Origin of the sequence: Panacibacter ginsenosidivorans (assembly GCF_007971225.1) — a bacterium.
Taxonomy (GTDB): domain Bacteria; phylum Bacteroidota; class Bacteroidia; order Chitinophagales; family Chitinophagaceae; genus Panacibacter; species Panacibacter ginsenosidivorans.
In genome coordinates this window covers 190,062-212,158 of record NZ_CP042435.1, presented here as the reverse complement: position 1 = coordinate 212,158, position 22,097 = coordinate 190,062, and the positions used below count along the sequence as shown (strand labels likewise).

Below are 22,097 nucleotides of genomic sequence, written 5' to 3'. Positions count from 1 at the left end.
CAATATGAAAAGGCTTCTAACAATATTTACCTGCTTAATGTTTACAACAGTATCAATGAAAGCACAGAAAGTTATTCCACTTTATGAAGGTGCCATACCCAATTCAAAACCATGTGAAGTAAAACAAAAAGAAATTATTGATACTTCATGGAACAAAGATGGGATACTGATCGTAAGCGGAATTTCAATTCCTACCATAACTGTATTTGAGGCACCAAAAGAAAAACGTAATGGAACTGCGGTATTGATTTGTCCTGGTGGTGGTTATTGGGTAGTTGCTGCAGGACATGAAGGAAATGATTTTGCAAAAGCATTTAATCAACTTGGTGTAACTGCTTTTGTATTGCGTTACCGCTTGCCTAATGATGCCTGCATGGAAAACAAATCTTTTGTGCCATTGATGGATGCACAACAGGCTTTGTATCTCATCAGAAAAAATGCAAAGCAATATGGCATAGATGAAAATAAAGTGGGCATTATGGGATTCAGCGCTGGTGGGCATTTGGCTTCAACAGTTGGTACGCATTTTAATGATCCTGCACGCAAAGAATTAGCTGACGCAAATATTCGCCCTGATTTTATGATACTTGGTTATCCTGTTATCAGTTTTGATGACAGCATTGGACATATCGGTTCAAGAGATGCATTGATCAACAAAAATCCTGATCAGAAACTTTTACATTACTTCTCCAATGAAGAACAGGTAACAACTAAGACACCACCTACATTTTTAGTGCATGCGTCTGATGATGATGTAGTGAAGGTCGCCAACAGTATTATGTTCTATGAAGCATTGATCAAAAATAAAGTGCCCGCAGAATTACATGTATATGAAAAAGGCGGACACGGTTTTGGTATGAATAATACAACTACACAAGATAAATGGTTTGAAAGATGCATTAACTGGATGAGAGCAAATAAGTGGTTATAATTTACTGATCAGGAAAATTACGAGGCACATAAGTAATGCAAGCACAATAGCTCCAATAACTTTATACTTATTCCAGTTGTTTTCTTTTTGTTTTGATTTATAAAAATTTGTCAGCACTTGTTTGGAGTTCTCATCTGGAAGTTGTATTAGTTTCTCATGTACTTTCAAATAAAAAGAAAAATGCATGGGCTTGCAGGCAATCAATAATGCATTTATAATTTGAGCATTTACAGAAAGTTGTTTCTCTTCTTTAAGAATAGCAAGATTATTTTCATTTAAAACATCTTCTGCCTGGAATAACAATGCATCCTGGTTCATTCTGAACGGGTCGGCTCTTTCTACGAGTTGTTGCAATTTCACCGCATCTTTTAAAATGGATTCCGGGGTTGCTTTTGGTTCATTCTTGTATTGGTAATTATAAGTGTAAAATCTTTTATAGTGATAATCTTCCCGTTTTTTTGCATCAGATAATATTTCATATGCTTCTACAATTTCTTTAAAAGCTGCTTCTGCAATTATATCTCCTGGATTTTTATCGGGATGATATTTAAATGCCAGACGCCTGTACGATCGTTTGATCTCATCCGCCGATGCAGTTGGCTTTACACCAAGAATAATATAATAATCTTTGGAAGACATGTTGTGGCGGCGAAGTTAAGCGCCACAAATTATATATACTGCGTATAGCAGAGCCTCTATTTTTTTAAAACCTTCTTCCTGCATTTACCATATTTAGCTTTCCATAAAGCAATTGTTTTTGTTTACACAATCAGCTTGAATGTCGAACTTAATTGACACACTATATGAGTGATAGTAGCATACTCTCCTGTATAATTTTAACCATGATTGAATGGAATTCGGAGGAATAATTTATGAACCTTGGCCGAAGTGTTTTATGGCATCATTTCTTGCGTCGCACTCTTGTACTATAGAATATAAATCAGCAGTTAAAAATTAAAAGTGAAAGTTAGTTTTCATTGCTCAATATTGTTCAGAATGTACAAGTGAGTGACACAACAGGCGATGCCCGGAGTCTCAAAAGTTTGTGCCATAAAAATGTAAATAATATTATCTTAAATATTTAAAATCAGGAGCTTAAATAAATTAAGCTCTGTTTTAATTCTCATATTATCTTAAATCTTTTCATTTTCTGCACAGCTTCTCCACAGCAAAAATCTGCACTTTCGTATTGTTGGTCTTTTAGACTATGTTCGCAATTGATTAAATGGGTTACAAGTGAGACTAAAATCGTTAGAAATAAAAGGATTCAAAAGTTTTGCCGATAAAACGGTCGTAAACTTTGACGAAGGAATTACTGGCATTATCGGGCCAAATGGTTGTGGTAAAAGCAATATTATTGACTCGATCCGCTGGGTTATTGGTGAGCAAAAGATCTCGTCTTTGCGTAGTGAGAACCTTGATGCGTTGGTATTCAATGGCAGCAAAACACGCAGTGCCAGTGGACTTGCAGAAGTAAGCCTTACGTTTGAAAACACCCGTAACTTATTACCCACAGAGTTTAGTACAGTTACTGTTACAAGACGATTCTTTAAAAACGGTGACAGTGAATACCGGCTTAATGATGTAAGCTGCCGTTTGAAAGATATTCATAACCTGTTTATGGATACCGGTGTTTCTACAGACAGCTATGCCATCATTGAACTGGGGATGGTAGATGATATCATCAAAGACAAAGAGAACAGCCGCCGCCGCATGCTGGAACAGGCTGCAGGGATTACGATTTATAAAACAAGAAAGAAAGAAGCAAAAAATAAATTAGATGCTACGGAACAGGATTTGAACAGGATCGAAGATTTGCTGTTCGAGATCAACAACCAGTTGAAAGCATTGGAGAACCAGGCTAAGAAAGCTGAAAAGTATTTTGAGATCAAAAAAGATTACAAAGAAATAGCTGTTGAACTGGCAAAGGCTTCACTCGAAGGGTTCAATCTTACTTACAGGGATTTAAACGAACAACAGGAAACAGAAACCAACAGGCGTGTACAATTAGAAGCAGAGATTGCAACAGAAGAAGCTGCCATTGAACAGGAAAAAGTTGGTTTTATAGAAAAGGAGAAAGCATTGCAAACTATGCAGGCTGAGTTTAATATGCTGCAGCAGGATTTGCGAGGGAAAGAAAATGAAAAGAACCTTGCTACTCAGAAACTGCATTACCTGAAAGAAAAAGAAAACAACTTAAAAGATTTCTTATCAAAAGCAGAAGGCCAGCTAAAAGGCATTGCAGATTCGATTGAGTTCAGTGAGTTACAGGTTACAGAAGAAGAGAGCAAGCTAACAGATATTGAAGAAAAGCTTGCATTGGCAAAAGAGGGTGTTGAAGAAAAACGGAATTTGTTTGATGAGAAACGTAGCGCTGTTGATGGATTGCGCATGCAATACCAGCAAACACAGCGCGGACAGTTTGATGCAGAAAAGAAAGTGGCTGTTGCAGATACTTCTATTCAGAATTTGCAAAGAGCCCAGGCACAGTTAACTGATGAAAAGCAAAACCGTGAAGCGCAGATTCAACAATTAGAAAATGAATTAAAGGAAAAAGAAGAGCTGCTGGAAAATAAACGGATCGATTTACAACAATTACAGGAGCACCACGAAAGAACAAAAGAACAGATCCTTGAAACACAGGCCCAGCTTGAAGTTCTGCGCAACCAGTTGGCCGAAGAAAATCGCAAGCTGGATTCCAAACGCAATGAACATGACTTGTTGAAGAGTTTAATAGACTCTATGGAAGGTTACCCTGAGAGTGTAAAGTTCCTGCACAAAAATCCCAGCTGGAATAATACTGCGCCGATATTATCTGACATTATTTATGTACATGAAGAATATCGTGCTGCAGTTGAAAATGTATTGGAACCTTACCTGAACTATTATGTAGTAAACAACTTACAGGAAGGTCTTACTGCTGTGCATTTACTGGATGAGCATAAAAAAGGTAAAGCTAATTTCTTTATACTTGATAAGATTAATGAGGCAACAGTCGAGACACATCAACCGGCTAATACCATCCCTGCGTTGAGTGTAATTGAAGTAGATGATCAATACCAGAAACTTGCTGAATATTTATTGAGTAATGTTTATATAGCAGAGAATGAAGACGCTATTGAAAACTCCAATGGTGCTGTTGTGCTGGAAAAGACAGGCAAGTATGTAAAAGGTAAATACACACTTAGCGGTGGCAGTGTCGGTTTGTTTGAGGGAAAGAAAATTGGCCGTGCAAAGAATTTAGAAAAACTGCATGATGAGATTGTTTTGCAGGATGCAGTAGTAAATGCATTAAAAGCTGAGATCAAGCAAAAGCACAATGAAGTTATTGGCTTTAACGAGCAGTTGAAAGAAAATGTAATAAAACAGACAGAGAACGAGATCAACCAACTCACCAATCAGGTCTTCGCAACACGAAACAAGATAGAGAACCTACAATCTGCTCAACAGAATGCACAGCAAAGATTAGAAGATCTTGAATATCGTTTACAGGATGAACAGGATGGTATTGCTACCACACGTGAATCATTGATAAGCCTGAATGAACAATTACAGACGACTGTACAGGAACTAAAATTGGTAGAACAGGATTATCAATTGGCGGAACAGGATTATAATGCCGCTTCTGCACTGTTTAATGAAAACAACATTTTACTTACAAGACAGCAAAGTAAAATAGCTGCTATTAAGCAGGAGTTGGTGTTTAAGAAAAATCAATTGAATGATCTGCAGAACCAGGTTACCACAAATACACATCAATTAGCTGAAGCAGCAGGTAACATTACGGAAAGTGAAAATGCATTGGTTCAAGGTGAAGAATTATTGATAGAACTCATCCGCAGGAAAGAAGAAGAAGAAAAGAAACTGAATGAGGCAGACCAGTCTTATTATAACCAACGGAATGCTTTACAGGCAAAGGAAAGTGAGCTGCGACATAAAGCTAAGAGCCGCGAAATGGTAGAACATTTATTGAGTGAGATTAAAGACAAATTCAATGAATTAAAATTACAATTAGCTGGCATGAAGGAAAGATTGAATGTGGAATTTAAAATTGAACTCGATTCAATTATTGATCAGCCACGTTTAACAGATACACCATTGGAGGATCTACAATCTACTTCTGACAGGATGCGCAAACGCCTGGAGAATATTGGTGAAGTAAACCCAACCGCTATAGAAGCATTCCAGGAAATGAAAAAGCGCTACGAGTTTATTCTCGAACAGAAGAATGACCTGGTAGATGCCAAAGAAAGTTTACTGCAAACTATACAGGAAGTAGAAGCAACGGCCAACCAGCAGTTTCTTGACACTTTTAATAAGGTTCGTGAAAATTTCCAGAAAGTATTTAAGGCTTTATTTACCGAAGAAGACACAGCCGATATGGTATTGGATAATCCGGAGAATCTTGCAGAAACAGGAATCGATATTATTGCCAAACCAAAAGGTAAAAGACCATCTTCTATATCCCAGTTAAGTGGTGGAGAAAAAACATTAACCGCGACTGCATTGCTGTTCTCAATCTATCTTATCAAACCTGCACCTTTCTGTATTCTCGATGAAGTAGATGCGCCATTGGATGATGCCAACGTGGGTAAATTCACACAGATGATCAAAAAGTTTAGCGAAAACTCGCAGTTCATTATTGTTACGCACAATAAACAAACCATGGGCGCAGTTGATGTGATCTATGGTGTAACCATGCAGGAACCGGGTGTAAGTAAGCTGGTGCCTGTAGATTTTAGAAGTCTCAGTAATTAAATATCACTAACGTATCCAAGGGGGATTTTGGATATCTCGAAGAGTTGGCTAATATTGCCGACTCTTTTTATTTCATAACCGCAGAGAAAGATAGACGCAAAGGGCATACAAATTACTCTGCGCCTTTAGCGTCTCTGCGGTAAAAGTTCTCAGATGTATAAGATCGCTATTATATTATACCTTACCTGTTTCAGTTTATATATTTTATTTTCCCGCCAGCCAGATTATTTTGATGGCGAGCTTACAAAAGCAACTATTCATTTTATAAAAGATTCGGCTACCAATAAGATGATGCCTTATGCGTTTTACAGAACAGAAAGAAAAGAGTTTGCAGTAAATGCAGGTTACATCTTCAGAAAATTTACAGAAGGAGAGAAGGTCGATTTCATTTACGAAGCTTCCCAACCTAAGATGGGTGCGGTTTATAGCTGGTGGGGCTACTGGATCACTATTGGTGAAGTGTTATTTTCAATTGGCCTCTTAATTGTCATGTTTTATATCGCCGTCTCTGTTACCAGCAACCCAACACCGGAAGCTGTAATGGAACAATTGAATGATAAACCTGTTAAGAAAAGAAAATACGAGAACTAAATATTTAATTACATGAAAACAATCGGGCTGCTTGTTGTATCAAACATTTTTATGACGATTGCATGGTACTGGCATTTAAGAGATACCAGCATCACTTTATGGAAAGCTATACTTATAAGTTGGGGAATAGCATTCTTTGAATATTGTTTAACAGTGCCGGCAAACAGAATGGGCTTTACTACAGGCTGGAACGGCTTCCAGTTAAAGATCGTACAGGAAGTAATAACACTTGTGATATTCAGTTTTTTTGCCGTATTGTATTTAAAAGAACCATTTCAATCAAAGTATCTTATCAGCTTTGCTTTTTTAATGGGCGCTGTATATTTTGCCTTCAAAAAATAAACAAAAAAACAAAGGGCATCAAGCTCTCGCAATGACGCCCTGTTTTAACCCTGCTGCTAATTTATAGTAAGTGTACTAAATCTTTTTTGAGCCCGGCTTAATGTTCTTCATTAAGCTCTTGTTGTGTCGCATCCTTGTACTTTTTATCCTTATTCTGCAACGCACAGTATAACAGACCTCTTCAAATCTGGAAGGTTTAAAGGAAATAAAAAAAAATTCATTTTTTTTAAAGCATAGTTGATTGAAAATATTTATTACCCAGGATGCCCGGAAGCAATTTTTATGTGGAGATTATTTCTCAGTTGAATTGATTGTAGAACTCACAGCCTTCTTACACCAAAAAATGCCATGCATGATGCTTAGATACAATAAGCACAAGAGTGCGACGCAACAGGTGATGCCATTAGCACAATCGTTGGAAACCAAAAATAAATTAGAATTTAGGACAAGGCAGCCCTTTACTACCAGGAGTTTTTGCAATATAGATCAGTGAAATTTCAACACCACCACGGCTTTGAGAAGCAGCTTTTAGATCAGACGTGTTAATATCGTAAGTAGCGCCAAAACGCACATTACCATACTCAAGACCTATATAAGGAATCAATGCATCACCCAGGCGAATCCATGCACCTGCGTAAAGACTAATAGGGTTATCTGCTGTATTAAGATCTGCAGTTGCAAACTGCATAGCACCTCCAATAACGGTTTCGCTGGCGCCACCTTGTGTACTGTATAAAGCACTTAAATGCGCAGTACTGTTTGAACCGGTAGAAAAATAACCACCTGCATGAAATGTAGTACGCATACTCAAATTATAATTCAGGTATGCGGGACCCGCATTAAAAGTTTGATCAGGCCTGTTAATATGATAAAGACTAACCCCGGCATAATAATTATTTCTGTCTGTGGTACTTTGTGTATAGAGCAAACCAGCATTTAAATCAAAATAACTTTTATTAAGAGAAACATTGTCGAAAGTTTCCCCGGATGGTCGCGTCCATTCGCCATTAAGATCAAGCTGGTTTTCGAATGTTAGTTTAGAAGTATTGATAAGCATATTTGAGTAAGTGCCCTGGAAGCCCAACCCCAATTGCTTATAACCATCTTCATCAAGTGCTTTATGATATGCAGTAGAAATGGAAAGATAATTAAAAGATATAGCGCCGTCTGCACCTTTATCTGTGTAGCCCATAACGCCTACACCAAATCTGTCGTACTCATCAACTACTTTTTTCAAAATAGGAAAATCAACTGCTACAGTAGCAGTTTGAAAAGCCCGGTTAATAGTTGGCCATTGATTACGGTAATTACCGGCAACTCTTACGTTGCCATCAAATTTTCCGGTAAATGCAGGATTAAGGGTTAGTGGTGAAGCGTAAAATTGTGAAAAGTGCGGATCCTGCGCTTTCACAATGCATGCAACACATAACAATAAGAGCGTTAAAAGAAAATTTCTCATTACAGTTATTAAGGATTCAAATTTAGGGAATTAAGATACAGATTTATTGTTTCTAATTAATCTTTAACACACTAAGACTGAGACTTTAAGCCAAATGCAAGGTCTCCTGCATCACCAAGTCCGGGAACGATATAACCTTTTGCAGTAAGCTCATCATCAATATCACCGCACCATATGTTTACAGAGTCACCTGCTTCTCTTATAATATATTCAATGCCCACTGTACAGGCAATGGCACAAACAACATTTATTTGTGACGGGGTACCTTCGTCTTTCATTGCCTCAATTGTTTTAACTAATGATGCGCCGGTTGCGATCATCGGATCGCTTATAATTACTATGCGGTTTTCAAGAGAAGGGCAGCTGATATATTCCAGTTCAATTACAAAATTACCATCAGGATCATGCTTTCGGTATGCAGATATAAATGCATTATCGGCTTTATCAAAATAATTAAGCATGCCGTTATGCAAGGGTAAACCTGCACGTAAAATGGTTGCCAGCACAGGTTGCTCTTTTAATACTTTACTTGAGTGTAAACCAAGCGGCGTTTGAATTTCCTGTTCTTCCCATGGCATCTGTTTGCTTATTTCATAAGCTATTATTTCTCCAATACGCTCAAGGTTTCGACGGAAACGCATTCGGTCATTTTGTATCTCCGTGTTTCTTAATTCACCCAGCCAGTTGGTAATTAAGCTATACTGCTCACTTAAATTAATAACCATGATAACAAAGCATTTTTTAATTTGCCGGTTGTAGATTGCAACCGAAAAGTAAGACCAAATCTTTAATCAGCAAGCATAAATTTAAAATCGTTGTATGATATACCGCGTAATTGGTTTGATGAGCGGATCTTCTCTTGACGGGATAGATATTGTCTTTACAGAACTCGAAGAAAGAGCTGGTAAATGGGTTTTTGAAATTATTGCAGCTGATTGTGTTCCATACGGCCATGAGTGGTTTGAAAAATTACAGCAGGCAACACGGCTAAATGCATATGAGTATCTGTTATTACATGCCGCATATGGAAAGTTTACCGGTGAGATTGTAAATAAATTTATTGACAAACATGATCTCCACCACAAAGTACAGTTAATTGCTTCGCATGGTCATACAGTTTTTCACAAGCCATCTCTTGGTATGACAGCACAATTGGGTGATGGTGCAACTATTGCAGCAACTACCGGTATTAATGTTGTAAGTGATCTTAGAGCAATGGATGTAGCGCTTGGCGGTCAGGGTGCACCTATTGTGCCCGTTGGTGAGAAGCTTTTGTTGCCCGAATACGGTTACTATCTCAACCTTGGCGGCATTGCAAATATTTCTGCAAATATTTCAGATCAATATATTGCTTTTGATATATGCCCGGCGAACCGTGTATTAAATATGCTTGCTGCAAAAGAAGGAAAAGAATATGATAATGGTGGTTCTATGGCACAGTCAGGTTTACTAAACACAGCTTTGCTAACGCAGTTAAATAATCAATCGTATTATACGCAAGCTTATCCAAAATCTTTGGCAAATAATTTTGGGACAGATATTTTGTTTCCGCTTATTGAAGTCTCCGGCTTACCTGCTATTGATGCATTAAGAACATACACAGAGCATATTGTTCAGCAAATTGTACATGCTGTAAATAGTTTACAAATTGCAGCCAGTAAACAACAAATGCTCGTAACAGGTGGTGGCGCTTTCAATAATTTTCTTATAAAGCGACTAAAAGAATCCCTAAATGTTTTCAATATTGAAGTAATAGTGCCTGATGAAAATTTAGTGAAATATAAAGAGGCGCTTATCATGGCTTTATTGGGAGTTTTAAGATGGCGAGAAGAAGATACAGTTATGCAGTCAGTAACGGGTGCAAGCCGCAACAGCATTGGCGGCGCAGTTTGGATAGGGCAGGAGGCATAAGAACATACAAGCATTTTATGAACCAATCTGTAACTTAAAAATGAATCTTTTCTTGCGTCGCACTCTTGTACGGCATAACATTATTCAGCAAGGATGCGAAGGATAAAAATAATATGCTGAAATATTTTTTTTTGGTTTACGTTAAGCAAAAGAATAACCGGATAATATGAAATATATTTTTTGCCTTTTTTTTATTACTGTTACGCTTTTATCGTGCGGCAGCGATGCAAAAAAATCTGAAGAGCAAACTTATACTGAACAAAAAGAAAGCCTCGAACAAAAAGAGAAAAAGAACCCACTTCATTTTATTAATGTCACTGGTGATAATAAAAAAAATATCATCGGTCAGACAGTTATCCGTGGTATTTTATATAATAAAGCAACCGTGGTTGCATACAAAGATGTACGTATAAAAATGTTGTGTTACAAAAATGGCAAAATGGTAGAAGAACATGAAGATGTAATAAATGACGTGATAAAACCAAACAGTGAAAAAGAATTTAAAACAAGATACCGGCTGCCAAAAGGTACAGACAGCATCAATCTGTCTGTGATGAGTGCAATTGTTGCAGAATCAAAATAATTGTTTGCTTAATAAAGAAAAATAATTGCCGAATCATTCACATACTGTACAAGAGTGCGACGCAACAGGCGATGCCATATGCAATACTGCGTGGTACATGAAAATATTCTTTGCTGTTTTATTAGCGTTACAAGTTTCATGCAATAACCAAAAGCAAACTGATAAACAGGTTTTTTATTATAACGAAACAACTGGTGTTGCTACACTTGATCCTGCTTTTGCACGTAATCAAAGCATAATGTGGGTGGTGCATCAACTGTATAATACGCTGGTAGAAATAGACAGTAACCTGCATATTGTTCCATCGCTGGCAAAAAGCTGGGAGATAAGTAATGACCGGCTTTTATACACCTTTCATTTGCGCACCGATGTGTATTTTCAAAACAACGAAATATTTACTGCCAATAGAGGAAGAAAATTTACTGCACAGGACGTTGTCTATAGTTTGCAACGAATCAGGAATAATAGTACCGCAAGTAGTGGCGCATGGATATTTAATGGAAAGATAGATAGTGTAAAAGGTTTTACTGCTTTGAACGACTCAACTTTTCAAATAAAATTATTGCGGCCATTTCAACCTGTTCTGGGTATTCTTAGCATGCAGTACTGTAGTATAATTGCTCACGAAGCAATTGAAAAGTATGGAAAAGATTTTCGCAGCCATCCTTGTGGCACTGGCCCTTTCCAATTAAAGTATTGGGATGAAGGCCAGGTGATGGTTCTCGAAAAAAATGAACACTACTGGGAGAAAGATGCTAACGGAAAAACTTTGCCATACCTCGACGCAGTTAAGATCAGTTTTTACGATAATAAAGCGACAGAGTTTCTCGAATTCAGGCAGGGGCGTTTGAGTTTTGTAAATGATATCGATCCTTCATTTAAGGATGAAATACTTACAAAAAAAGGAGACCTGCGACCCGAATGGATTGATAAAATAAAACTTGATAAACATGCATACCTGAATACTGAATATTTTGGAATACTTGCAGATACTCAAAATAACCTGGTTAAAACATCTCCTTTAAAAATAAAAGCAGTTAGACAGGCTATTAATTATGCCATAAATCGTGAGCAGTTAATAATGTATATGCGTAACTCAATTGGAACAGCCGCGGAAGCCGGAATAGTGCCATTGGGCTTACCTTCATTAAATGCAGAAATGGTTACAGGTTATAATTATAATCCTCAAAAGGCAAAAGCTCTTTTAACCGCTTCGGGTGTTGATAGCAAAAATATGCCGGCAATTCAATTGTTAACAATCCCAATCTATGCTGATATTGCCAGTTTTGTGGCGCGCCAAGTAGAAGAAGTGGGACTTAACGTTAAGGTAGAAGTAATACAAAAAAGTCTTTTATTGCAACAAACGGCTAAACAGCAGGCCTTATTTTTTCGTGCAAGCTGGATTGCGGATTACCCTGACACTGAAAATTATATGACTATTTTTTATAGTAAAAATCCAGCACCACCAAACTATACACGATATAAAAACCCTGCCTTTGATAAATTGTACGAACAGGCATTACAGGAAACGGATGATTCGCTGCGTTATGCTTTATACAGGCAAATGGACCAGATAGTTATTGATGATGCCCCAGTTGTTCCACTTTGGTATGACGAGGTAATTCATCTTGTACAAAATAATATAGAAGGCTTTAATTCCAATGCTTTGAATTTATTGGAATTAAGAAAGACGCAAATACGATAAAAAGAAATGAAAGCTTTTTGAGCCCGACTTTAGAACACTATTTTACTTTGTTGCGTCGCACTCTTGAAATTTTATCACATTATTGAGCATTAAATCACAATTCCAATAATTGAAAGGTTACCAATAATTTAGTTAAAGCTTCTTCAAGTCTTTTTTTATGTGTATCAGTTATAAATACCTGACCTTTTTCTTCAATACAAACTTTATGTAACAGGTTGTTCATGCGCTGATCATCAAGCTTTTCAAAAATATCATCAAGTAAAAGAAGAGGAGCAAACCCTTTTTTTTCTTTTAATATGGTAAATTCAGCCAGTTTAAGCGCAAACAAAAGACTTTTACGCTGCCCCTGAGAAGCAAGGTTTTTAAATGGTAGCTCCAGCATGGTTATTTCCAGATCGTCTTTATGTATACCATAGCCGGTGCGTTGCAGGTATATATCTCGTTGACGGTTTTGTTGTAACAATTCTTCAAAAGAAACCCGGAGTAATTGGCTATAATAATTTACATGAATTACATCATTTTCCCCAGCTATATCTTTATATACCTGGAGTACAAGCGGAAGAAAAGATTGCAGAAATACATTTCTGGTTTCAAATATTTTGTGGCCAGTTTTTACAAGTTGCTCATCTAAAATGTCCAGTAAAGTCTCATCCAGGTAATTTTTTTCAGCTGCGGATTTTAGCAGGCTGTTGCGTTCTTCAAGCAACTTTTTATAATCAATTAGATGTTGCAGATATCCAGGCTCTATCTGTGAAATAATCATATCCACAAAATTGCGACGGATTTCGCTGCCTTCCGTAATAAGCTGCACGTCGTCGGGTGCAATAAATACACAAGGAAATTTTCCGATATATGAAGAGAATTTTTTGCATACTTCGCCATTTAAATAAAATTCTTTTTTATTAGTTTCTCTAAGTATACAAACAATGTCATTCTCTACATTGTCTTTTAAAAAATTTCCTTCCAAGCGAAAACCACGGAGACTCTGGTAAGCGCTTTGTGCATCTGGCTTTGAAAAATAACTTTTAGTAAAGCAGAGATAATATATTGCATCAAGCATGTTTGTTTTACCGGTTCCATTTTTTCCACAAATAGCAATTATCCTTTCAGAGAATTTGAATTGATGAAATAAATAATTTCTGAACTGTGTGAGAGATATGCTATTTAAATGAATCATAAAGTTGCAAAGTAAATTGTATTTATTTCCTGCTCATAATTTTTATGTATGCAGATTATGTTCCTCAAAGATTTGCAGACTAATGAATTGCGACGCGGCGATGCTGCCACAATACCATTCAGCGGTATTCAAAATAAGCTATTTTTCCTATAATTTATATTATGTTAAGCAGGCACTGGAGTATTACAGAAAAAAGCCCACGCTTCTATTAACAGCCTGCGGAGAACTTAGCGTAGATTAGTGGAAAGATTTAAGCGTATGATAAAGTTTCAATCAATGATGAAAAATGAAAATACAGGAACAATACTTTCATTTAGAAATAATCTTGATGCAATTGTATTAGGTAAAATAGTAAACCGTTTAAATAACAAGAATATAGAAATAGATTGCCCTATTCACAATACGAAAGAGGCTTTAATTGGTGTATTACTTTTAGACGGGAAAGCGGATTATATTATTCTGGAGAGTTGCTGTGATTCTCACAAGAATCTTCTTTTGAGTTTGTTAGAATCCGAAAAGTAATTTTCGGTTCCCAAGCTTGCAATTCATTTACTGCCTTTTCTAATTTGGCAAATGCATCAATACAATTATTATATAGAATATCTAACTCAGACTTGTTTTCTATGATAATCATTTTTGATAAGTTTCATCATTAAATTCCAATCTTTTTTATTCTTCTTACTTACAATCGTGCGAGAAATTTGAGTACCAGCGTCGGCTTTGCCTCCGATACCCTTTTCTTTTTTCTTTAATACTCCTGCCATCCTATTCAATTTTTAAGGCTATCGCAAAACTTAAAAAATTGAATACACAGAACCTACCACGCTGAAACATAATATAGCCTTATACAAATTTCAAAAATGTCTCTTAGTGGCGGCTTTCGGGGAATAGATTTTTTAAGCAATAAAATTGACGCTGCTTAAAAAATCTATTCCCCGAAAGCCTGTTAAGAATAAGGAATTTTTGAAACTCGTATAAGGTACTTTTATGTTAAGCAGGCACGGGAATATTAAAGAAAAAAGGCTATGATACAATAAATAAGCAGATGCTTTTTATTTCTACAACGCTCGCTTATTTAACGGATTTCCAGAGCAATTTGTTAACTGCATTAGATTATTGCTGCAATAAAAAAGGTTTCCGAAAATCTATTTCCGAAAACCTTTTTAATTGAAGTAAAAATGAAGTAAATATTTTCTTTTTACCTATTTATACTTATCAACTTCTCCATCATAGAATTGATATTTAGTATCAAAAGCATCGTAATCTTTAGGATTCACTCCCCTGCTTTTATCTCTCTTCCACATGTATAAGTTAGCTAAAAAAGTTACACATCTGTTTAAGCTATTATTTTCACTTTTCTCTCTTGGATCCTTTGCTTTAAGTGCAGTATATCCTTTCTCCAGCCATTCAATAGATTTTGCTGCATAATCTTGTTGCTCTTTCACTATTTCAGCACGTTTGGCCTTAAATGCAGGAGACTCTCCGGTATATGCATAAAACCTGTCGTCAAGCGCGGAAAAAATATTATAGTACAATACACCTGTATTAAAAGCATAAAGACCGGCTTTATTATTAAGATTGTATGCTTTTGCAAAAGCATCAGCTGCTGTAAGTTTTAATTGAACCTGTTGTGCGCTATCTAATTTATCGGCCTGTGCTTTATCCGGCATTGCAAACGATTCTGCGTAAGTTATATATCCATCTTCGGTAAGTTTTCCAGTGGCGTCCTCTGTTTTGTACTTGCTTATAATTTCGTCAAGCCCTGTATTATTGGTCATATAATTCATCTCAAACTGGTTCCACAGAGATGCATCTCCCGGAAATACTTCTTTTGCAATCGCCAGGTATTTTTGGAAGCTTGCATTATCCTTTTGCTTTGTGTCGTAATCAAGAATGAATTTATAAATATCTTCATATTCTTTGTCATTAATCTTCCAATCAGCAAGAGCCTTATAACGAGTGGCCGCTTCAGCAGACTTGCCTGCATTTTGAGCAGAATATGCGGTATATAAAACAACTGTAGTGTCAATTGTATATTTTCCATTGGTATTCAGGCCGTGTGCACCTATAAACTCACTCACCTGCTGGCAGAAAGCAAAATTATCATATGCTTTATTCCAATCTTTAGCAGTAAATGCAGATCTTCCACTGTTGAAGGAATTACCATATAAAATATTCATGGCTCTACCACCTTGCTCCTTTAACAATTTAAGATCGGGCTCTTTAGTAACATATGTATTTAGAGCTTCAAAAGCATCTACTCGGGCACTTGGATATTTAGTAGTTAAACTGCTATCAGCATATAATTCACTATAAACGTTTATTTTCCATATGTATGTCTCAGCCTTATCCTTTGTTTTTGGGTCCGCCATAAGTTTGTCAACTTCCTTTTTTGCATCTTCTATTTTTCCTGTACTATAATACAAAGTAACAGCATTATATTGCGCCGCGACCCACAGTGAAAAAAAAGCAAGCACTAGAGATAAAAACACTTTTTTCATAATGTGTATTTTATTATTGAGTATTTGTTGTTTCAGATTGATTATCATTTGATTCATTGCTTTCGCTATTCCCGGTCTCTTCATGTTTACCGTTTATTTCCTGCTCTTCAATTTTTGAAACTGCAGCTATTTCATCTCCATTATCAAGCCTTATGAGAATAACTCCTTGGGTAGCTCTACCTGCTTCTTTTATGCTTGATATACCAGTTCTTAAAGTTATGCCAGATTTACATGTAATAATTAAATCCTCTTTTTCGCTAACATCTAAAATACCTACAAGCTTACCAGTTTTTTCAGTAACGTTGATAGTTTTCACACCCTTTCCCCCGCGGTTAGTAATTCTATATTCGTCTACGGAAGTTCTTTTACCAAACCCCTTTTCGCTTACTACAAGTACTGTTTTTTCTGTTTCGCCTTTATTGACACATATCATGCCAATCACTTCATCTGTTTCATCATCAACTTCTATACCCGTTACACCAATAGCCCCTCTCCCTGTTGGTCTTACTTTTTCTTCGGGAAAACGAATGGCACGTCCACTTTTTACAGCCATCATTATTTCAGAATTGCCATCGGTCATACGAGCTTCAATCAACTCATCTCCTTCAATAATATTAATGGCGTTTACACCATTTGCTCTTGGTCTGCTAAAATCTTCCAGGTAAGTCTTCTTTATCACGCCTTTCCTGGTACAAAGTATAATAAAATGGTTACTGTTATATTCTTTGTCTTCAAAATTCCTGACATTAATAATAGCTTTTACTTTATCGTCCGGTGGTATTTGAATAAGATTTTGTATAGCCCTGCCTTTACTTTGTTTTTCACCCTCCGGAACCTCATAAACTTTAAGCCAATAACAACGTCCTTGTTGCGTGAAGAACATCATTGTATCATGTGTAGATCCTACGAACAAATGTTCTACAAAATCTTCTTCTCTTGTTTTACTTCCAACTGCACCCCTTCCACCTCTGCGTTGTTGACGATATTCGGAAGCCGATGTTCTTTTGATATAACCTAAATGAGAAATAGTTATCACAACATCCTCTTCTTCAATAAGATCTTCAATCCTCATCTCATCTGCCAGGTATTGAATCTCAGTCTTCCTGGCATCTCCAAACTTTTCTTTTATCTCTAATAACTCTTTTTTAATTAACTCATATCTAAGTTGTTCACTGCCTAATAATTCTTCCAGGCTGGCAATCAATTTCATCAGGTTATCAAACTCTTCTTTGATTTTATCACGCTCCATTCCAGTTAACCTTTGGAGACGTAATTCTAAAATTGCTTTCGCCTGAATTTCATCAATACCCCAACCAGCATTTATCAGGTTATCTTTTGCGAGATCTGGTGTAGCTGAGCTTCTGATTAATCTGATCACTTCATCCAAATGATCCAATGCTATGAGATAACCCTGCAAAATATGTGCTCTTTCTCTTGCTTTTTTAAGATCGAACTGTGCCCTTCTTGTTACAACCTCCATTCTGAATTCTACAAATTCACTTATTAGATCTCTTACATTCAGAATCTTTGGCCTGCCTTTTACAAGAGCCACATTATTAATACCATAACTGGTCTGTAATTCAGTGTATTTATATATTTGATTGATAACTACGTTGGCTACTGCATCACGCTTAAGATCAACAACAATGCGGGTACCTTCCCTGTTATTGCTTTCGTTGTTTACATGGGCAATACCCTCAACTATTTTTTCATTTACTAATTGACCAATACGGTCTGTAAGCGTATCCCTGTTTACCTGGTATGGCACTTCTGTAATAATGATCTGCTCACGTCCGCTGGCTTTTGTATCAATATGACATTTACCACGAAGAACTACCCTTCCACGCCCTGTAAGTAAGCCCTGTCTTACACCTTCCATTCCATAGATTACGCCACCTGTTGGAAAATCAGGTGCCTTTACATATTTAATCAGGTCTTCTGCTGTAATATTTTTATCATCAATATAGGCAACACAACCATCGATAGATTCACTGAGATTATGCGGCATCATATTCGTTGCCATGCCAACAGCGATACCACTGCTACCATTTACCAGAAGTTGCGGAATTCTTGATGGAAGTACAGTTGGTTCCTGCAAAGAATCATCAAAGTTTAGTTGAAAGTCAACTGTATCCTTATCAATATCCTCCAGCATGGCTTCCGCAATCTTGTGGAGACGAACCTCAGTATAACGCATGGCAGCAGGCATGTCTCCATCCTGGTTACCAAAGTTACCCTGGCCATCCACCATCGTGTATCGCATGGTCCACTCCTGCGCCATACGCACCAATGTGTCGTAAATGGATGCATCACCATGCGGATGAAACTTACCCATTACCTCACCTACTATACGTGCTGATTTTTTATAAGCCTTGTTGCTGTTGTTTCCCAGCTCATTCATTCCAAATAAAACCCTCCTGTGTACAGGTTTAAACCCATCTCTTACATCGGGTAATGCGCGGCCAACTATAACTGACATTGAATAATCAATGTAAGCAGTCTTCATCTGCTCTTCAATATTTACCTGGATAATGCGATCGTTATCACTGGTTTGCTCTGGCAATAGATTCTCTTCCATACGTGTTGTAAAATACTTCTGTTGAACCCTTTTTTTGCGGGATTGCAAATCTAACTTTTTGGGTATGAAATGCAGCAAAAAACAAGGCTTTTTTACATTCTTTTATGCACAAGGTGCAGATAACTTTTATTAGTTGAATAAAAGACAGAAAGATAAAGTGATTGCGACGCAAGGGACGATGCCATTTGTTCAAAAGCTGGTATCAAAAAAGAGGGTTATTGGCTTCAAACTATTTGTTCTTTGAGCATCGCCAGTTGTGTCACTCACTTGTGCATTCAGAACTTTATGCTGCAGTATATATAATTTATAACGATTCCTTTACAATAAAGGGAACAGGTTATGCATTATACCAGTTCTAACTCCTTCGAGATGAAACAGTACCGTCTTTTACGCGACAACAAAGAAACAGGACCTTATGCTGCTGAAGAACTCATCCAAATGGGTTTAAAGAAATATGATCTTGTTTGGGTGGAAGGCAGAAGTGCTGCCTGGCGTTACCCCTGCGAGATAGAAGCATTCAAACCTTATGTACCGCCAGTAGAGGAACAGCCTTTCGATAGATTTTATAAAAAGCCTTCAGCAAGTTCTGCACAACAACCTACACCAACTGTTACTACAACTGAAACCCCCGTTTTGGCTGCAACAGTAGTCAAGAAAGAAAAACCGCGTTTCAGGGTAAAAGCTGATTCACACAAAATAGAAACTATTGTAACAACTGTGGTTAACCCTGCATTTCAACCAGGGCCAATCATACAACCCCAATCTTTTTCATATACTCAGCATAATGCAGAGCCAGAGCCTGTAAAGCAATCTCAGCCTGTTTCGTACAACACATATACAGAACCTGTAAAACAATCACAACCGGTTCAAACAAATAATAACCCGGCATGGGAAAACATGTGGCTCGACTGGGAACAGGAAAAGAAAGCCGTTTCAAATGCATCTGTTTCTTACCAAACGGTGAATGACCGAATAAAACATATTGGTGAAGAAGAGCTTTTAGAAACAAAATTTTCTCAATCACTTGATGATATTGCAGGACAATATGCCGACAGTTTATTGGCCCGGAAAAAATCGGCAGGCGGGTTTGAAAAATACAAGTCCCATTTAACAGCAGCAGTTTTACTAATTGCAATTCTTGCAGCCGGCATGTGGGTTGGTTTAAAATGGAGTGATAAAACAGGTTATATAGAAGCCAAGAATAATCAACCACAACAGGATATTCAGCTTATACCAAATGAAACGGCGCCAAATGAAAATACAACAGAAAATACTGAGGCTGTCGTTGATAACGCTCCAAAACAAGAGGAAAACGTGGAAGTAAGCCAACCGGTTAAAAATAAAAAGCAATCAATTGTGACTCCAGCCGTTGCAAGAAATACCAAACCAGCGGTTATCGCTTCGCAAAGAAATAATGTTGTTTCAGCAACAAATACTGTTGCAAAGACACAAAAAATAAATACAGTTGCAAAGACTGCAGTGCAAACTGTGGCGCCTGTTCAAAAGAATTACCAGCCTTCGGTTACAGAAGCGAATGGTGCAAGAAGTTCTGTGAAAAGAAATGAAATTGAAAATACTGCAAAAGAACCTGCAACGCAACAGCCAGTTGCAAACAATGAAGTAAAAAGACAGGTAAAAAAAGCAGCATCAATTGACGATTATGTTGATGTTGAATCTTACCCTGTTTCCAGCGGTGTTCAATATAATCTTTCAAATATAAGTGATGTATCACTGGATCTTGTAGTACTTGATTTGCAGTATTTTGATGCCACCGGCAAATATTTGAAAGGTGAAACACTTACTGTAAAGAATATTGAAGCAGGTGGAAGTATTAAGGTAAATGCACCTCAAAATGCAAAAGCCGCAGGCATTAAGTATAAAGTTTCAATGATCAGTTCTGCACAAAATGACCTGAATATTATTGCCGATTAAGTTCCATTATCTTTACTCAATAAATTGATAAAAGCCTTTTTTAAAAAAGGCTTTTATTTTTGCTGCTATTCTTCATTTACAATTTTGCAATCTATGGCTGGTATAAAACATATTGTTTTGTTTGGTGCAGGCAAGTCTGCAACCGTTTTAATAGATTATTTAAAAAATATTGCTACTGAAAATATCTGGAAGGTTACGGTTGCAGATAGTAACCTCGAAGTTGTTAAGGCAAAAGTTGGCGAACATGATCTTGTAAAACCAGCGCAGGTAAATATTGAGAATGAAGAACAACGAAAAGCACTAATTACACAGGCAGATATTGTGATCTCTATGATGCCGCCCAATCTTCATTTTCTTGTTGCGTTGGATTGTATTGAACTTGGTAAAAATTTATTAACCGCTTCTTATGTAAGTGAATCAATCAATGCGTTGCAAGACCAGATTGAAAAGAAAGGATTGCTCTTCTTATGCGAAATGGGTCTTGATCCCGGTATTGATCACATGAGCGCTATGCAAATTTTTCATCGCATAAAAGAAGATGGCGGAAAAATAACTTCTTTCAAATCTCATTGCGGTGGTTTGGTTGCACCTGAAAGTGATACCAATCCATGGCATTATAAAATAAGCTGGAACCCACGCAACGTGGTGCTTGCAGGCAAAGCCGGTGCGGATTATAAAGAGGATGGAAAAGAAGTTCATCTCCCCTACGCAGAATTATTCAATGCAGAAAAAATTGTTGAAGTTCCTGAACATGGCATATTCGCTTACTATGCAAACCGTGATTCGCTTGCTTACGAAAAATTGTACGGGCTTGATCACATCAACACATTAATGCGCACAACACTCCGTCATCCTGAATTTAATTTCGGCTGGAAAAACATTGTTGATCTTAAACTGACTGATGAAGAAAAAGTGTATGAAACAGATGGCATGTCTGTGGCCGCTTTCTTCAAACAACATTTTGAAAAAAATGGTTTCAGCGATTGGTTGAATAATATGCTTACCAGCAAACTTGATTATGCGAAGACGATGATGGAAAAATTAATGCAGTTAATGGAAGCAGAAGAAAAAGCAAACGAAGCTGGCGAATCTGGTGATGAAGAGATCATGATGATAGACGAAAAAGGTTCGCTTACAACACTCGATATTGATGAAGTAAAAGATAAAGCCGCAGAATCTGTTGCCGGTAAAATGCACGAAGCCAATCTTAGTATGAAGCAATTGTTTTTCCTCGGGCTTGATGATGATGAAACCATGATCAACAAAGGCTTATGCAGCGCCGCAGATGTGTTGCAATTTATTCTTGAAAAGAAATGGGCATTGCAACCTGAAGACAAAGACATGATCGTGATGATGCATGAAATTGGTTACGAACTCAACGGCACACATAAAGAAATCAAGAGCAGCCTTGTATTGCAGGGCGACGACAGTATACACACCGCTATGGCAAAAACGGTTGGCTTGCCCCTGGGCATTGCCGCCAAACTTATTCTCGAAGGCAAGATCAAAGAGAAAGGCTTGCACATTCCCGTTAGCCCTGAAATTTATGAACCGGTGTTGGAAGAGCTAAAACAGCATGGCATTATCTTCAACGAAACAGAAGAATAATTTTATGTAGCCAGCGGCATT

General features: G+C 37.2%; 17 protein-coding genes. 10 read left to right on the top strand and 7 right to left on the bottom strand.

Going from position 1 to position 22,097, the window contains the following annotated elements; translation table 11 throughout:
• Positions 1-55: 55 nt before the first annotated feature.
• The gene (locus FRZ67_RS00920; protein WP_225975465.1) at positions 56-931 is read left to right on the top strand and encodes an alpha/beta hydrolase; all 876 of its coding nucleotides are present in this window, start codon (positions 56-58) and stop codon (positions 929-931) included.
• Here FRZ67_RS00920 and FRZ67_RS23895 read toward each other — a convergent pair.
• Complete coding sequence (locus tag FRZ67_RS23895; protein ID WP_147187731.1) at positions 926-1,570, bottom strand: J domain-containing protein; 645 nt, start codon at positions 1,568-1,570, stop codon at positions 926-928. The two genes, FRZ67_RS00920 and FRZ67_RS23895, sit on opposite strands and share 6 nt — an antisense overlap.
• A 597-nt stretch (positions 1,571-2,167) precedes the next feature.
• Here FRZ67_RS23895 and smc point away from each other — a divergent pair.
• The 3 genes from smc to FRZ67_RS00900 all read left to right on the top strand — a co-directional run bounded on the left by smc (position 2,168) and on the right by FRZ67_RS00900 (position 6,622).
• Positions 2,168-5,689: a chromosome segregation protein SMC gene (smc, locus tag FRZ67_RS00910; protein ID WP_147187730.1), complete on the top strand. Its 3,522-nt coding sequence runs from the start codon at positions 2,168-2,170 to the stop codon at positions 5,687-5,689.
• A gap of 153 nt (positions 5,690-5,842) precedes the next feature.
• Positions 5,843-6,280 carry a hypothetical protein gene (locus FRZ67_RS00905; RefSeq protein WP_147187729.1) on the top strand — a complete coding sequence of 146 codons (438 nt, stop codon included), beginning with the start codon at positions 5,843-5,845 and terminating at the stop codon, positions 6,278-6,280.
• A 12-nt stretch (positions 6,281-6,292) separates the two neighbouring features.
• Entirely contained in the window at positions 6,293-6,622 is a 330-nt protein-coding gene (locus tag FRZ67_RS00900) for a DMT family protein (RefSeq protein WP_147187728.1), read from the top strand.
• A 433-nt stretch (positions 6,623-7,055) separates the two neighbouring features.
• On the opposite strand, the gene FRZ67_RS00895 is transcribed toward FRZ67_RS00900, so the two are convergent.
• Positions 7,056-8,081 carry a PorP/SprF family type IX secretion system membrane protein gene (locus FRZ67_RS00895; RefSeq protein ID WP_147187727.1) on the bottom strand — a complete coding sequence of 342 codons (1,026 nt, stop codon included), beginning with the start codon at positions 8,079-8,081 and terminating at the stop codon, positions 7,056-7,058.
• 71 nt (positions 8,082-8,152) lie between these two features.
• The gene (gene upp, locus FRZ67_RS00890; RefSeq protein WP_147187726.1) at positions 8,153-8,806 is read right to left on the bottom strand and encodes a uracil phosphoribosyltransferase; all 654 of its coding nucleotides are present in this window, start codon (positions 8,804-8,806) and stop codon (positions 8,153-8,155) included.
• A 94-nt stretch (positions 8,807-8,900) separates the two neighbouring features.
• Between upp and FRZ67_RS00885 the strand changes: the two genes are divergently transcribed.
• From FRZ67_RS00885 to FRZ67_RS00875, 3 genes are all read left to right on the top strand, one after another.
• Positions 8,901-9,992, top strand: a complete 1,092-nt coding sequence (locus tag FRZ67_RS00885; protein ID WP_147187725.1) for an anhydro-N-acetylmuramic acid kinase — start codon at positions 8,901-8,903, stop codon at positions 9,990-9,992.
• Positions 9,993-10,158: 166 nt separating this feature from the next.
• The gene (locus FRZ67_RS00880; protein WP_147187724.1) at positions 10,159-10,575 is read left to right on the top strand and encodes a hypothetical protein; all 417 of its coding nucleotides are present in this window, start codon (positions 10,159-10,161) and stop codon (positions 10,573-10,575) included.
• A gap of 97 nt (positions 10,576-10,672) precedes the next feature.
• On the top strand, positions 10,673-12,280 hold the full coding sequence (locus FRZ67_RS00875) for an ABC transporter substrate-binding protein (protein ID WP_147187723.1): 1,608 nt from the start codon (positions 10,673-10,675) through the stop codon (positions 12,278-12,280).
• Between the two features lie 94 nt (positions 12,281-12,374).
• Here the strand turns inward: FRZ67_RS00875 and recF are convergent, their stop codons facing one another.
• The gene (gene recF / locus FRZ67_RS00870) at positions 12,375-13,457 is read right to left on the bottom strand and encodes a DNA replication/repair protein RecF (RefSeq protein WP_147187722.1); all 1,083 of its coding nucleotides are present in this window, start codon (positions 13,455-13,457) and stop codon (positions 12,375-12,377) included.
• 276 nt (positions 13,458-13,733) lie between these two features.
• On the opposite strand from recF, the gene FRZ67_RS00865 reads away from it, so the two are divergent.
• Positions 13,734-13,979, top strand: coding sequence for a hypothetical protein (locus FRZ67_RS00865; RefSeq protein ID WP_147187721.1), 246 nt, complete (start codon positions 13,734-13,736; stop codon positions 13,977-13,979).
• Positions 13,980-14,065: 86 nt separating this feature from the next.
• On the opposite strand, the gene FRZ67_RS23300 is transcribed toward FRZ67_RS00865, so the two are convergent.
• From FRZ67_RS23300 to gyrA, 3 genes are all read right to left on the bottom strand, one after another.
• The gene (locus tag FRZ67_RS23300; RefSeq protein WP_158638270.1) at positions 14,066-14,221 is read right to left on the bottom strand and encodes a hypothetical protein; all 156 of its coding nucleotides are present in this window, start codon (positions 14,219-14,221) and stop codon (positions 14,066-14,068) included.
• A gap of 438 nt (positions 14,222-14,659) precedes the next feature.
• Positions 14,660-15,958 carry a hypothetical protein gene (locus tag FRZ67_RS00860; RefSeq protein WP_147187720.1) on the bottom strand — a complete coding sequence of 433 codons (1,299 nt, stop codon included), beginning with the start codon at positions 15,956-15,958 and terminating at the stop codon, positions 14,660-14,662.
• Positions 15,959-15,971: 13 nt separating this feature from the next.
• On the bottom strand, positions 15,972-18,584 hold the full coding sequence (gene gyrA / locus FRZ67_RS00855; protein ID WP_317131455.1) for a DNA gyrase subunit A: 2,613 nt from the start codon (positions 18,582-18,584) through the stop codon (positions 15,972-15,974).
• 321 nt (positions 18,585-18,905) lie between these two features.
• Between gyrA and FRZ67_RS00850 the strand changes: the two genes are divergently transcribed.
• Positions 18,906-20,468, top strand: coding sequence for a DUF4339 domain-containing protein (locus tag FRZ67_RS00850; RefSeq protein ID WP_147187718.1), 1,563 nt, complete (start codon positions 18,906-18,908; stop codon positions 20,466-20,468).
• Between the two features lie 93 nt (positions 20,469-20,561).
• Positions 20,562-22,076: a saccharopine dehydrogenase C-terminal domain-containing protein gene (locus FRZ67_RS00845; protein WP_147187717.1), complete on the top strand. Its 1,515-nt coding sequence runs from the start codon at positions 20,562-20,564 to the stop codon at positions 22,074-22,076.
• Positions 22,077-22,097 lie beyond the last annotated feature (21 nt).

What these genes read in the sequence shown, in the direction of transcription:
- FRZ67_RS00905 (WP_147187729.1), top strand. Translation starts at nt 5,843, where the DNA reads ATGTATAAGATCGCTATTATATTATACCTTACCTGTTTCAGTTTATAT.
- FRZ67_RS00895 (WP_147187727.1), bottom strand. Translation starts at nt 8,081, where the DNA reads ATGAGAAATTTTCTTTTAACGCTCTTATTGTTATGTGTTGCATGCATT.
- FRZ67_RS00880 (WP_147187724.1), top strand. Translation starts at nt 10,159, where the DNA reads ATGAAATATATTTTTTGCCTTTTTTTTATTACTGTTACGCTTTTATCG.
- FRZ67_RS00845 (WP_147187717.1), top strand. Translation starts at nt 20,562, where the DNA reads ATGGCTGGTATAAAACATATTGTTTTGTTTGGTGCAGGCAAGTCTGCA.
- upp (WP_147187726.1), bottom strand. Translation starts at nt 8,806, where the DNA reads ATGGTTATTAATTTAAGTGAGCAGTATAGCTTAATTACCAACTGGCTG.
- FRZ67_RS00920 (WP_225975465.1), top strand. Translation starts at nt 56, where the DNA reads ATGAAAGCACAGAAAGTTATTCCACTTTATGAAGGTGCCATACCCAAT.
- FRZ67_RS00850 (WP_147187718.1), top strand. Translation starts at nt 18,906, where the DNA reads ATGAAACAGTACCGTCTTTTACGCGACAACAAAGAAACAGGACCTTAT.
- FRZ67_RS00900 (WP_147187728.1), top strand. Translation starts at nt 6,293, where the DNA reads ATGAAAACAATCGGGCTGCTTGTTGTATCAAACATTTTTATGACGATT.
- FRZ67_RS00865 (WP_147187721.1), top strand. Translation starts at nt 13,734, where the DNA reads ATGATGAAAAATGAAAATACAGGAACAATACTTTCATTTAGAAATAAT.
- FRZ67_RS00875 (WP_147187723.1), top strand. Translation starts at nt 10,673, where the DNA reads ATGAAAATATTCTTTGCTGTTTTATTAGCGTTACAAGTTTCATGCAAT.
- FRZ67_RS23895 (WP_147187731.1), bottom strand. Translation starts at nt 1,570, where the DNA reads ATGTCTTCCAAAGATTATTATATTATTCTTGGTGTAAAGCCAACTGCA.
- recF (WP_147187722.1), bottom strand. Translation starts at nt 13,457, where the DNA reads ATGATTCATTTAAATAGCATATCTCTCACACAGTTCAGAAATTATTTA.
- FRZ67_RS00860 (WP_147187720.1), bottom strand. Translation starts at nt 15,958, where the DNA reads ATGAAAAAAGTGTTTTTATCTCTAGTGCTTGCTTTTTTTTCACTGTGG.
- FRZ67_RS23300 (WP_158638270.1), bottom strand. Translation starts at nt 14,221, where the DNA reads ATGGCAGGAGTATTAAAGAAAAAAGAAAAGGGTATCGGAGGCAAAGCC.
- FRZ67_RS00885 (WP_147187725.1), top strand. Translation starts at nt 8,901, where the DNA reads ATGATATACCGCGTAATTGGTTTGATGAGCGGATCTTCTCTTGACGGG.